13 protein-coding genes and 1 pseudogene are annotated in these 11,634 nt (G+C 69.4%); 11 read left to right on the top strand and 3 right to left on the bottom strand.

What is annotated here, in order from left to right:
* The 9 genes and pseudogenes from ruvB to J5F18_RS11920 all read left to right on the top strand — a co-directional run.
* A pseudogene (gene ruvB, locus J5F18_RS11960) lies at positions 1-678 on the top strand (Holliday junction branch migration DNA helicase RuvB); the annotation flags it as partial.
* A complete protein-coding gene (gene ybgC / locus J5F18_RS11955) occupies positions 675-1,091 on the top strand; it encodes a tol-pal system-associated acyl-CoA thioesterase (RefSeq protein WP_346298850.1) in 417 nt (138 codons plus the stop codon). The pseudogene ruvB and the gene ybgC, both read left to right, overlap by 4 nt.
* 11 nt (positions 1,092-1,102) lie before the next feature.
* Positions 1,103-1,792: a protein TolQ gene (gene tolQ, locus J5F18_RS11950; protein ID WP_346298849.1), complete on the top strand. Its 690-nt coding sequence runs from the start codon at positions 1,103-1,105 to the stop codon at positions 1,790-1,792.
* A 12-nt stretch (positions 1,793-1,804) separates the two neighbouring features.
* Positions 1,805-2,245, top strand: coding sequence for a protein TolR (tolR, locus tag J5F18_RS11945; RefSeq protein ID WP_346298848.1), 441 nt, complete (start codon positions 1,805-1,807; stop codon positions 2,243-2,245).
* 9 nt (positions 2,246-2,254) lie between these two features.
* The gene (gene tolA / locus J5F18_RS11940) at positions 2,255-3,409 is read left to right on the top strand and encodes a cell envelope integrity protein TolA (RefSeq protein WP_346298847.1); all 1,155 of its coding nucleotides are present in this window, start codon (positions 2,255-2,257) and stop codon (positions 3,407-3,409) included.
* Entirely contained in the window at positions 3,409-4,695 is a 1,287-nt protein-coding gene (gene tolB, locus J5F18_RS11935; RefSeq protein WP_346298846.1) for a Tol-Pal system beta propeller repeat protein TolB, read from the top strand. Before tolA ends, tolB begins: the two co-directional genes overlap by 1 nt.
* A gap of 45 nt (positions 4,696-4,740) precedes the next feature.
* Positions 4,741-5,292 (top strand): peptidoglycan-associated lipoprotein Pal, encoded by a 552-nt coding sequence (pal, locus tag J5F18_RS11930; protein ID WP_346298845.1) that lies wholly within the window; start codon positions 4,741-4,743, stop codon positions 5,290-5,292.
* A gap of 31 nt (positions 5,293-5,323) precedes the next feature.
* On the top strand, positions 5,324-6,106 hold the full coding sequence (gene ybgF / locus J5F18_RS11925; RefSeq protein WP_346298844.1) for a tol-pal system protein YbgF: 783 nt from the start codon (positions 5,324-5,326) through the stop codon (positions 6,104-6,106).
* A 16-nt stretch (positions 6,107-6,122) separates the two neighbouring features.
* Positions 6,123-6,887 carry a YciK family oxidoreductase gene (locus J5F18_RS11920; protein ID WP_346298843.1) on the top strand — a complete coding sequence of 255 codons (765 nt, stop codon included), beginning with the start codon at positions 6,123-6,125 and terminating at the stop codon, positions 6,885-6,887.
* Here J5F18_RS11920 and J5F18_RS11915 read toward each other — a convergent pair.
* The 3 genes from J5F18_RS11915 to ubiG all read right to left on the bottom strand — a co-directional run bounded on the left by J5F18_RS11915 (position 6,882) and on the right by ubiG (position 9,344).
* Positions 6,882-7,388: a hypothetical protein gene (locus tag J5F18_RS11915; protein ID WP_346298842.1), complete on the bottom strand. Its 507-nt coding sequence runs from the start codon at positions 7,386-7,388 to the stop codon at positions 6,882-6,884. The genes J5F18_RS11920 and J5F18_RS11915 overlap by 6 nt on opposite strands.
* Positions 7,389-7,947: 559 nt before the next feature.
* A complete protein-coding gene (locus tag J5F18_RS11910; protein ID WP_346298841.1) occupies positions 7,948-8,622 on the bottom strand; it encodes an HAD-IA family hydrolase in 675 nt (224 codons plus the stop codon).
* Complete coding sequence (gene ubiG / locus J5F18_RS11905; RefSeq protein WP_346298840.1) at positions 8,619-9,344, bottom strand: bifunctional 2-polyprenyl-6-hydroxyphenol methylase/3-demethylubiquinol 3-O-methyltransferase UbiG; 726 nt, start codon at positions 9,342-9,344, stop codon at positions 8,619-8,621. Before ubiG ends, J5F18_RS11910 begins: the two co-directional genes overlap by 4 nt.
* 238 nt (positions 9,345-9,582) lie before the next feature.
* Here ubiG and galU point away from each other — a divergent pair, with 238 nt between their 5' ends.
* The gene (galU, locus tag J5F18_RS11900; protein ID WP_346298839.1) at positions 9,583-10,473 is read left to right on the top strand and encodes a UTP--glucose-1-phosphate uridylyltransferase GalU; all 891 of its coding nucleotides are present in this window, start codon (positions 9,583-9,585) and stop codon (positions 10,471-10,473) included.
* A 4-nt stretch (positions 10,474-10,477) separates the two neighbouring features.
* On the top strand, positions 10,478-11,634 hold a 1,157-nt coding region (locus tag J5F18_RS11895; protein ID WP_346298838.1), incomplete at its 3' end, for a UDP binding domain-containing protein.

Genomic DNA, 11,634 nt, shown 5'->3' with positions numbered 1-11,634 from the left:
AGTCGGGCGACGTGCTGTTCATCGACGAGATCCACCGCCTGTCGCCGGTGGTGGAGGAGATCCTCTACCCCGCCATGGAGGACTTCCAGCTCGATATCGTGATCGGCGAGGGGCCGGCGGCGCGCTCCATCAAGCTCGACCTGCCGCCCTTCACCCTGGTGGGGGCCACGACCCGGGCGGGCCTGCTGACCTCGCCGCTGCGCGACCGCTTCGGCATCGTCCAGCGCCTGGAGTTCTACGCCATCGACGAGCTCACCGAGATCGTCGCCCGCTCGGCGCGGCTGATGGGGGTGCACGCCGCGCATCGCCAACCGCCTGCTGCGCCGGGTACGCGACTTCGCCGAGGTGCGGGGCTCGGGCCGTATCGATGCCGAGATCGCCGACCGGGCGCTGGACATGCTGCACGTGGACCACCACGGCCTGGACCACATGGACCGTCGCCTGCTGCTGGCGATGATCGAAAAGTTCGACGGCGGGCCGGTGGGGGTCGACTCCCTGGCCGCGGCCATCGGCGAGGAGCGTGACACCATCGAGGATGTCATCGAGCCCTACCTGATCCAGCAGGGGCTGATGATGCGTACCGCCCGGGGGCGGGTGGTGACCCGCCAGGCCTGGCTGCACTTCGGCCTCGCCCCGGCCGGTGATGCCGTCGATGCCGCGGGGGAGACCCGGCCGTGAGCGAATTTCGGCTACCGGTGCGGGTCTACATCGAGGACACCGATGCCGGCGGCATCGTCTACTACGTCAACTATCTCAAGTACATGGAGCGGGCACGCAGCGAATGGCTGCGTGCGCAGGGGATCACCCAGCGCGAGCTGTTCGAGGCAGGGATCCAGCTGGTGGTCCACCGCCTGGAGTGCCGTTATGCCAAGCCCGCCCGACTGGACGACGCGCTCGAGGTGAGCGCCGAGATCCGGTCCCACGGCCGCGCCCGGCTGCAGTTCGGCCAGATCGTGAGCCGTTGCGGGGAACCCTTGTGCGATGCGCGTGTCGACATCGCCTGCATCGATGCCGTCCGCCTCAAGCCCGTCCCCTGGCCGCCTGCCCTGGCCGCGGCCCTGTCCCAACCCTCAGCCCAACCGCAAGTCTGACGAGGATGCCCGTGAACGACTCCATGTCCATACCCCACCTGATCATGAGCGCCAGCACCGTGGTGCAGCTGGTCATGCTGCTGCTCACGGTGGGTTCGATCCTCTCCTGGGTCGTGATCTTCCAGCGCACCTTCACCATGCGCCGCGCCCGGCGTGCCCACCAGACCTTCGAGGAGCGCTTCTGGTCCGGCGTGGACCTCAACGAGCTCTACCGCGAGACCCCGGCTGAACAGGAGACCCAGGGCGCCGAACACGTCTTCCGCGCCGGCTTCCGGGAGTTCAACCGCCTGATGCCGAAGACCCGCAGCCCCCAGGCGATCCTCGACGGCGTGCAGCGCAGCATGCGGGTGGCCTGGTCCCGGGAGGAGGAGCGCCTCAACCTGCACCTGGTGTTCCTGGCCACCGTGGCCTCGGCCAGCCCCTACATCGGCCTGTTCGGCACCGTGTGGGGCATCATGGGCTCCTTTCAGTCCCTCTCCATGGCGCAGCAGGCGACCCTGGCCACCGTGGCCCCCTGGATCGCCGAGGCGCTGATCGCCACCGCCATGGGCCTGTTCGCGGCCATTCCCGCGGTGATCTTCTATAACCGCCTCTCGGCCGAGTCCGGCCGGCTGCTGGGCAAGTACGAGGACTTCGCCGAGGAGTTCCACTCCATCCTGCACCGCAACCTGCAGGGCCGGGCCGAAACCGGCGCCGCCTGAGGGAGCCCTGCCATGCACGGACCATTCAATCGCGGCACCTCGCGCAAGCCCATGGGTGAGATCAACGTCGTGCCCTTCATCGACGTCATGCTGGTGCTGCTGGTGATCTTCATGATCACCGCGCCGATGCTCACCCAGGGCGTGCAGGTGGACCTGCCCCAGGTCACCTCCGAGCCCATCGACAACGCCGAGCAGAGCGACCCGATCATCGTCTCGGTGGATCGCGACGGCGGCTACTACCTCTCCATCGGCGGCGAGGAGAGCGCCGTGGACCTCGACGAACTCGCCGACCGGGTGATCATCCTGCTCGAGCGCCGTCCCGGCACGCCGGTGATGGTGCGCGGCGACCGCAACGTCTCCTACGGCCAGGTCGTCACCCTGATGGGGACCCTCCAGGTGGCCGGCGTCGCCAACGTCGGGCTGATCTCGGACCCCCCCGGCAGGGAAGGCTGAGGAGTCGAGATGGCCAGACACGACCCCCGGGTGGGCTACGGCCTGCCGATGCTCCTGGCGGTGGCGCTCCACGTCGTCGTGGTGCTGTTCAGCGTGGTCACCCTGCCGGCCAGGGAGCCGGAGTCGACGTCGTCATCCATCGTCCAGGCGACCCTGGTCAGCACCGAGACGGTGACCGACCAGGCCCAGCGCGCAGAGGCGGCCCGCTCGCGCGCCCTGGCCCGTGAGGCGGAAGAGCAGCGTCAGGCCGAGCAGGCGGCCCGCGAGGCCGAGGAGGCGGCCGCCGCCGTGGAGGCCGCGCGTCAGCAGGAGCGGGAAGCCGAGGCCCAGGCTCGCGAAGAGGCTCGCCAGGCCGCCGAAGCCGCCGAGGCGGAGGCCGCCCGCCGCGCCGAGGAGGCCGAGCGCCAGGCTCGGCAGCGTGAGGCGCAGGAGCGGCGCGCCCAGCAGGAGGCGGCCGAGCGTCAGCGCCAGGCCGAGGAGGAGGCCCGCCGCCAGCGGGAGGCCGAGGCGGAGGCCCAGCGCCAGCGCGAAGCCGAGGAGGCCGAACGTCGGCGCCAGGCCGAGGAGGAGGCCCGCCGCCAGCAGGAGGCGGAGGAGCAGCGTCGCCGCGAGGAGGAGGCCGAGCGTCAGCGTCAGGCGGAAGCGGAGGCCCAGCGTCAACGCGAAGCCGAGGCCGAGCGTCAGCGTCAGGCTGAGGAGGAGGCCCGCCGCCAGCAGGAGGCCCAGCGTCAGCGTCAGGCGGAAGCGGAGGCCCAGCGCCAACGCGAAGCCGAGGAAGCCGCCCGGCGTGCCGCCGAGGCCGCCAGTCAAGGGCTGGATCGCGCCATCGAGGGCGAGAGTGACGCCGTCGCCAATGCGCGACAGGGGCAGGAGGCCGCCAACAGCTTCATCAATCTGGTGCGCCGTGCGGTGGAGCAGGCCTGGATGATTCCCCCCAACGTGCCGGGTGGCGCCACCGCCGAAGTCTCGGTGCGTCTCGGACCATCCGGCGAGCTCTTCGCCGCCTCGATCACCCGCAGCAGCGGCGACAGCGCCTTCGATCGCTCGGCGATCCAGGCGGTGGAAACCGCGGCGCCGTTCGCGGAACTGCGACAGTTGCCAGCCAACCTGCAACGGGATTACCGTCAATTCAATCTGCGTTTCACACCGGGAGACGTGCGCTGATGAAAGCCCTGATGACCGCCTGGCTGATGGCGGCCCTGCTGCTGGCCAGCCAGCTTGCCCAGGCCAACCTGACCATCGAGATCACCCGCGGCAGCGACCGGGCCACGCCGGTGGCCGTCGTGCCCTTCGCCGGCGGCGACGACTTCCCCGAGGACGTCGCCCAGGTGATCCATGACAACCTGGAGCGCAGCGGCTATTTCGATCCGCTGTCGCGCCGCCAGATGATCGACCAGCCCAGCGAGAGCGGCGAGGTGCGCTATGGCACCTGGCGCGGCCTCGACGTGCGCTACCTGGTGGTGGGCAGTGCCAGCCGCGAGGGGAGCGGCTACCGGCTGCGCTACGAGCTGCTGGACGTAAGCGGCGAGCGGCGCATGCTGGGCGAGCTGGTCACCGCCGACCAGGGTGAGTTGCGCCGAGCCGCCCACTACATCAGCGACCAGATCTTCGAGGCGATCACCGACATCCGCGGTGCCTTTTCCACCCGCATCGCCTATGTGACCTCCCAGGGAGTCGGCGACGACATGCAGTTCGCCCTCTATGTGGCCGATGCCGATGGCCGCAACAGCCAGCAGGTGCTGAGCTCCCGGGAGCCGATCCTCTCGCCGGCCTGGTCGCCGGATGGTCGCCGCCTCGCCTACGTCTCCTTCGAGACCGAGCGTCCGGCCATCTACATCCAGGACCTGGCTTCCGGCCAGCGCGTGCGCGCCACCTCCTTCACGGGGATCAATGGTGCGCCGGCCTGGTCACCTGACGGTCGCCGGCTGGCCATGTCGCTCTCCAAGGACGGCCAGCCGGAAATCTACGTGATGGACATTGCCTCGCGCAGCTTCGATCGCATCACCAACAGCTCCAGCATCGATACCGAGCCGGCCTGGGCGCCGGACGGTCGCAGCCTGCTGTTCACCTCGGATCGCAGCGGGGGGCCGCAGCTCTACCGCCATGACTTCGCCAGTGGCCAGCAGGAGCGCCTGACCTTTACCGGCAATTACAATGCCCGCGGTCGCTTCTCTCCGGACGGCGAGGCGCTCTTCCTGATTCACCGCTCCAACAACGGCTTCCAGGTCGCACGCCAGGATCTCGACAGCGGTCGCCTGGTGGTGCTGAGCGATACCCGCTTTGATGAATCTCCCAGTGTTGCGCCCAACGGGACCATGGTAATCTTCGCCACCCGGCAGGGAGGCGACGGGGTGTTGGGGGCAGTTACCGCCGATGGACGCGCGTCGTTCCGGCTGCCTTCCGTGTCGGGTGACGTGCGTGAACCCGCATGGTCGCCCTTCCTCAACTGACCACACTGAATGTTGGTGCTCTTCGATCTAGCAAGGAGTAACACGATGCAACTCAAGCGCGGTCTCAAGCCCTATGCCAGGACCCTGGCGGTGGCCCTGTCCCTGGCCTTCGTGGCAGGTTGTTCCAGCAGTGGCGGGACCCAGGACGGGTCCATGGATGGAACCCGCGGCGGTGCGGCCGGCAGCGGCGTGGCTGGCAGCGGTCAGGTCGGCGGTACTGGCCTCGGCACCGGCAACGGCGCCGCCGGCCAGCAGGCCGATGGCCGCATCCCCGAGCAGCGCACCATCTACTTCGAGTTCGACAGCGACCGCATCCGCAGCGAGTTCGAGCCGGTGCTGGCGGCCCACGCCCGCTACCTGAGCGCCAACGGTGTCGCCCGCGTCGTGCTGCAGGGCCACACCGACGAGCGCGGCACCCGCGAATACAACATGGCCCTCGGGGAGCGGCGAGCCCGCTCCGTGGAGCGTTTCCTCTCCGTGCAGGGCGTGTCGCCCTCCCAGGTGGAGGTGGTGAGCTACGGCGAGGAGCGTCCGGCCGCCCGCGGCCAGAACGAGGAGGCCTACGCCCAGAACCGTCGGGTCGTCTTCGCCTACTGAAGCCTGGCCACCCACGTCGATGGAGACACGCATGAAACACGGTCTGAAACGACTGTGCGGCGCGGGAGCCCTGGTGCTCCCGCTGTCCGTATGGCTCCCGGTCCAGGCGCAGCAGCCGGTGATCGAGGATCTCACCGCCCAGCCGCGCACCTTCTATGAGCAGACGGAAACTCGCGAGGAAGCGGGCGGCACCCTGGTGATCTTCAACCAGGTCCAGCAGCACGAGGAGGAGATCCGCCAGCTGCGCGGCCAGGTCGAGGAGCTGCGCCATCAGCTCGAGCAGCTGCGTCGCCAGACCCGCGAGCAGTACCTGGACCTCGAGGACCGTCTCGCCTCGGCGCCGGCCGGCGTGGGCGTGGGCGTGGACGCTCCCGCTCAGGTCGATGAGGAGGCCGCCCGCCAGGTGGCCCAGGCGCCATCGCCCAGCGGGGCGAGCCCGGAGGCCCAGCAGGCGTACCAGCAGGCCTTCGCGCGGGTCCAGTCGCGGGAATTCGGCGAGGCGATCCGCGCCTTCGAACGCTTCGTGGTCGATCATCCCGACAACACCCTGACCGCCAATGCCCACTACTGGCTGGGCGAACTGCACGCCGCCGAGGGCAGCCTCGACGAGGCCGAGCGTGAGTTCCGCAACGTGCTCGACGACTTCCCGCAGAGCAACAAGGTGCCCGATTCGCTCTACAAGCTCGGCCTGCTCAAGGCGCGCCAGGGCGACCCCCAGGCCAGCCGTGAGCTGCTTGAGCGTGTGCGCGAGGAGTATCCGGAGAGCACCGCTGCGGGGCTTGCCAACGACTTCCTGCGCCAGTCCGGCAACTGATCACCAAGGAGACCCCATGACGACCTGCAAGATCGACTATCAGGCGCCCGCCGACCTGCTCCATGACCGCATCATCCTGGTCACCGGCGCCGGCGATGGGATCGGCCGGGCCGCGGCCCTGGCCTTTGCCCGTCATGGCGCCACGGTGATCCTGCTGGGCCGCACCATTGCCAAGCTGGAGAAGGTTTACGACGAGATCGAGGCCGCAGGCGGCCCCCAGCCGGCGATCTTCCCGCTCAACTTCGAGGGCTCCACCCTCAAGGACTACCACGACATGGCCGAGACCCTGGACAAGGAGTTCGGCCGTCTCGACGGGATCCTGCACAATGCCGGGCTGCTCGGTCGCATCACGCCGTTCGAGCAGTACAACCCCGAGCTGTGGGAGCAGGTGATGCAGGTCAATCTCAACGGGCCGATCTGGATGACCCAGGCGCTGCTGCCGCTGCTCAAGGCCTCCGCCGATGCCTCGGTGGTGTTCACCTCCTCGAGCGTCGGCCGCAAGGGGCGTGCCTACTGGGGCGCCTACGCGGTGTCCAAGTTCGCCACCGAGGGCTTCGTGGAGGTCCTGGCCGACGAGCTGGAGCATCTGGGCAACGTGCGAGTCAACAGCCTCAACCCCGGGGCGACGCGCACCCGGATGCGCAAGCAGGCCTATCCCGGGGAGCTGCCGGAGTCCCTGCGTGCCCCCGAGGAGATCATGCCCAGCTACCTCTGGCTGATGGGGCCCGAGAGCCAGGGTCACACCGGCGAGAAGTTCGACGCCCAGCCGCCGCGTTCATGAATCGCGCCGGCGGCGCTGTTCACGGGCTCTGTAGGCACTCAGTATGGTGTCGCCCCCCCGGCTGATCCCCGGCTGGAACACCACGGTGCCCGGCAGGGGCGCGTTGGGGTCGACGTTGGCGCGTATGCCCGAGACGTCTTCGCTGCTGATCAGGCGCTCCTCCCCCTGCAGCAAGACGCGCTGAGCAACTAGCCGCCCTTCATGCTGCCAGCTGCGCTGCGGGACCTGCGCGACTCGCCACTCCTGCCCCTGCCAGTTCGCCCGCATCCCGCCCTCAAGCCGCAGGTCGTCCTGAGGGGGAAGGGCGGCGAAGAGCCGGCTGTTGAGGACGATGCCGGTGGTACCAAGGCGCACGCCGCCCTGGTAGCGGCCCTCTCTAAGGGCGTGCAGGGCGGCCCAGGGCCGTTGCCGAGGGTGATAGAGGGTCCCGATACCGCAGAGGTGAAGGATGTCGGCATCCACCTGCTTGATGACCCAGACCCGGATGGGAGCTATTCCCACCTGCCGCAGCCCCTCCTCGAGCCCCCTTGCCGCCTCCTGGGCCAGCCGTCGTGATGCCCGTGCGCGGTCCGCGAGTTGACCGGCGAGTTGACCGCGCAGACGGCTCGCGGCGGGGATCTTTCGCCGCACCGCCTGGAGAGGGTTGGGAATGGCGGCCTTCACGCGAGGCCTGGCAGCCGGGGGCCTGGCCTCATTCAGGAGGGATGTCGGGTCGACTAGCTGCTTTCGGGTGAACTTGGCCCCGCAATCGATGCAGTTGTAGGTGTTGGGACGCCTGGCCAGGCGTGCCCACCATCGACGACGATTCTTCTGGACACCGCAGCTCTGACAATAAGGGCAACGTCTCTGCACGCGTGCTTCCCCCAGGGCATGCCGGGACCGAATCAGACGAACACGCCTCTTGCCGCGGCCGGCGACGCAGGGCATGCACAGCCTCAGGGGCTGCTTCGTGGCCATCCCCACCAGTGTCGCTCCCCGACGGCGACTCTGCCAGCCCGATTTTCCGTCGAGGACGCGGCCTCGTTTGCTACGCCGTCGCGGTCCATCGAGGGCCAGGCCCTCAAGGGTCGAGCAGCGCCTCGATCAGCGTCTCGCCGGTCTCGAACCAGAGATCGGCAGGCCAGGCGCGGTAGTCGTCTCCTTCCTCGACATAGCCCCAGCCCACCGCCACCGCCGCCATGCCGGCGGCGCGAGCCGCCTGGATGTCGCGCAGGTGATCGCCGAGATACCAGCAGCGCTGCGGCTCCACGCCCAGGCGCCGCGCCGCCTCCAGCAGCGGGGCGGGGTCGGGCTTCTTCACCGGCAGATCATCGGCGCACAGCAGGGCCCCGGGGGCCAGCGCCAGGGCCTCGACCAGGGGCTCGGCATAGGCCCGCGGCTTGTTGGTGACGATGCCCCAGGGGCGAGCGTGGCGCTCCCAGGTGTCCAGCAGCGGACTCAGAGCCGGGAAGACGCGACTCTCGGCGGCCACCGCCTCGCCGTAGGCCGCCAGCAGGAAACCGCGGGCCTCGTCGTGTCCTGCCGCCTCCCTGGCCAGGCCCAGGGCCAGGGTCACCAGGGCGCTGCCGCCGTTGGAGACCTGGGCGCGGATGATCGGGTAGGGCAGGGGGGCCAGGCCATGGTGCGCACGCAGGGCATTGGTGGCCCGCGCCAGGTCCGGGGCGGTATCGACCAGGGTGCCGTCAAGGTCGAAGAGCAGGGCCGCGGGCCGGCGCAGAGCGCTCAGGTCACTCACTCAAGCCCCCGCTGGCAGTGCATCAGGTAGTTCACCGAGACGTCGGTGGGATGCAGCCGATAGCGCCGGGTCAGCGGATTGTAGGTCAACCCGCTCTGCTCCTGGAGTTCGAGCCCCGCCTCCCGGCACCAGCCGGCCAGCTCCGCGGGGCGAATGAACTTCGCATAGTCGTGGGTGCCGCGGGGCAGCAGGCGCAGGACATATTCGGCGCCGAGAATCGCCAGAGCATAGGCCTTCGGGTTGCGGTTGAGGGTCGAGAAGAACACCTGGCCGCCCGGCTTGACCAGGGCGGTGCAGGCGCGTACCACCGAGGCGGGGTCGGGCACGTGCTCGAGCATCTCCAGGCAGGTGACCACGTCGAACTCGCCCGGGGCCTCTTCGGCCAGCGCCTCGACGCTGATACGGCGGTAGTCGACCCGCACGCCGCTCTCCTCGGCGTGCAGCCGTGCCACCGCCAGGGGGGCCTCGCCCAGGTCGATGCCGGTGACCCGGGCGCCGCGATGGGCCATGGCCTCGGCGAGGATCCCTCCGCCGCAGCCCACGTCCACCACTCGCTTGCCGGCCAGGCCGGCGCGCGCATCGATGAAGTCCAGGCGCAGCGGATTGATCTCGTGCAGCGGCTTGAACTCGCTCTCCGGGTCCCACCAGCGACTGGCCAGGGCCTCGAACTTGGCGATCTCGCCGAGGTCGAAGTTACCCGCTTCCGTGTGACTTGCGCCCATCTGAGCTCTCCGTTCTGTCATCAAGATGCTGCCTCAACATGGCGTTGTCGGCGAGCCGACACAGTGGCAGGTCGGGGCTCGTCCGGTATCATGGGGTCATTCTACCCGCTCTCGAGGCCGCATTCCCATGACCCGTGGCCGAGAACGGGAGTCGCATGACGCGACGCGGCAGGCCGAGCGCCGCCCGCCGTTCGCGCTGACATCCACTGACGATGACGTTCCGGACAAGGATTTCACCATGATCAAGAAGGCCGTGCTTCCCGTTGCCGGCTTTGGCACTCGCTGCCTGCCGGCCTCCAAGGCGATTCCGAAGGAGATGATCACCATCGTCGACCGCCCGGTGATCCAGTACGTGGTCGAGGAGGCCGTCGCCGCCGGCATCCGTGATATCGTGCTGGTGACCCATGGCAGCAAGTCGGCCATCGAGAACCACTTCGACAAGCACTTCGAGCTGGAGGCCAGCCTCGAGGCGAAGGGCAAGCGAGAGCTGCTCGAGGAGCTGCGCTCCATCGTGCCGGATGACGTCAACATCATCAGCGTGCGCCAGCCCGAGCCCCTGGGCCTCGGCCACGCCGTGCTCTGTGCCCGTCCGGTGGTGGGTGACGACTCCCCCTTCGCCGTGCTGCTGCCCGACGTGCTGGTCGATGCCGAAGGCCTGGCGCGCAATGACCTGGCCTGCATGCTCGACGCCTTCGAGGCCAGCGGTCACGCCCAGCTGATGGTTGAAGAGGTGCCCCGGGAGTTGACCCACAAGTACGGCATCGTCGATACCGGCGGCGAGATACCGGATCCCGGCGAATCGCGCCCGCTGGCCGGAGTGGTCGAGAAGCCGGCGGTGGAAGTGGCACCCTCCAACCTGGCGGTGATCGGTCGCTATGCGCTGCCCGGCAGCCTCTTCGCGCTGCTGGCCGAGACGGCGCCGGGGGCCGGTGGCGAGATCCAGCTCACCGACGCCATCGAGACCCTGCGCCGGCGTGAGGGGGTCGATGCCTTCCGCATGCGCGGCAAGACCTACGATTGTGGCCACCAGCTCGGCTACCTGGAGGCGATCCTCGCCTACGGCCGCCGCCATGCGCGCTACGGCGAGGGCTTCCGCGACCTGCTTGCCCGCTACGCGGCGGAGGGCTGATGCCATGCGCGTACTGATCCACGGCAGTGAACTGGCGGCCGCCACCGCCGCCGCCGCCCTCGCCTCGGTGGGCCATCGGGTGACCTGGCTGCCCCACGCCGTCGCCCCTTGGTCGGCGCTCAGCGGGGCCGACTGGCTGAGGCGCGAGCCGCGCCTGCTGATGCAGATCGAGGAGAGCCGCGACGTCGGCAGCCTGCGCCTTGTGGAGTCGCCCGCCGAGGCAGACCTGGCCGACCAGGACGTGGTCTGGCTGGCCCTCTCCCCCGAGCAGCGCGCCGACCTGGCCCCGCTGTTCGGCGAGCTGGCCCGCCTCGATACCGAGCGGCTGATGCTGGTCAACAATTCCACCTTTCCGGTGGGCGAGACCGAGCACCTGGAGGCGCAGCTCGAGGGCCGCGGGCGGGCCGTGGCGCTGCCCGATCTTATCGAAGAGGGGCGCGCCTGGGATACCTTCACCCGGCCGGCGCGCTGGCTGCTGGGCTGCGACGACGACGGCAGCGAGACCCGGGTGCGCGAGCTGCTGCGCGCCTTCAACCGCCGCAGTGAGGTGATCCAGCGCATGCCGCGGCGGGCCGCCGAGCTCACCAAGCTGGCCATCAACGGCATGCTCGCCACCCGCATCAGCTACATGAACGAGATTGCCGGGCTGGCCGACAGCCTCGGCGTCGACGTGGAATTCGTGCGCCGGGGGATGGGGGCCGACACGCGGATCGGCTATGAGTATCTCTATCCCGGCTGCGGCTTCGGCGGCCCCAGCTTCTCCCGGGACCTGATGCGCCTGGCCGACGTGCAGTCGGCCAGCGGGCGGCGCTCGGCGCTGCTCGAGCAGGTGCTCGACATCAACGAGCACAAGAAGGAGACGCTGTTCCGCAAGCTGTGGAACCACTTCCACGGCCGCCTGGAGGGTCGCACGGTGGCGATCTGGGGGGCGGCCTTCAAGCCGGGCACCACGCGGATCGACCACGCCCCGGTGCTACGCCTGCTGCGGGCGCTGTGGGCCCAGGGGGTCCGGGTCCGCCTGCATGACCCCTCGGCGCTGCCGGCGCTGCTGGCCGAGGTGGGCGACCACCCGCAGCTCGAGGTGTTCGACGGCGATCCCTACGAGGCCTGCGAGGGCGCCTGTGCGCTGATGCTGGTCACCGAGTGGAAGGTCTACGGGAA

It is taken from the genome of Halomonas sp. BM-2019, assembly GCF_017584085.1.
Note: the sequence above shows the minus strand (reverse complement) of the source record. Positions and strands in the feature narration are given on the sequence as shown.

Bases quoted from the DNA above. Each gene is read 5' to 3' on its own strand.
- ubiG (WP_346298840.1), bottom strand. From the start codon at position 9,344: ATGGGCGCAAGTCACACGGAAGCGGGTAACTTCGACCTCGGCGAGATC.
- ybgF (WP_346298844.1), top strand. From the start codon at position 5,324: ATGAAACACGGTCTGAAACGACTGTGCGGCGCGGGAGCCCTGGTGCTC.
- pal (WP_346298845.1), top strand. From the start codon at position 4,741: ATGCAACTCAAGCGCGGTCTCAAGCCCTATGCCAGGACCCTGGCGGTG.
- tolA (WP_346298847.1), top strand. From the start codon at position 2,255: ATGGCCAGACACGACCCCCGGGTGGGCTACGGCCTGCCGATGCTCCTG.
- tolB (WP_346298846.1), top strand. From the start codon at position 3,409: ATGAAAGCCCTGATGACCGCCTGGCTGATGGCGGCCCTGCTGCTGGCC.
- J5F18_RS11920 (WP_346298843.1), top strand. From the start codon at position 6,123: ATGACGACCTGCAAGATCGACTATCAGGCGCCCGCCGACCTGCTCCAT.
- galU (WP_346298839.1), top strand. From the start codon at position 9,583: ATGATCAAGAAGGCCGTGCTTCCCGTTGCCGGCTTTGGCACTCGCTGC.
- tolR (WP_346298848.1), top strand. From the start codon at position 1,805: ATGCACGGACCATTCAATCGCGGCACCTCGCGCAAGCCCATGGGTGAG.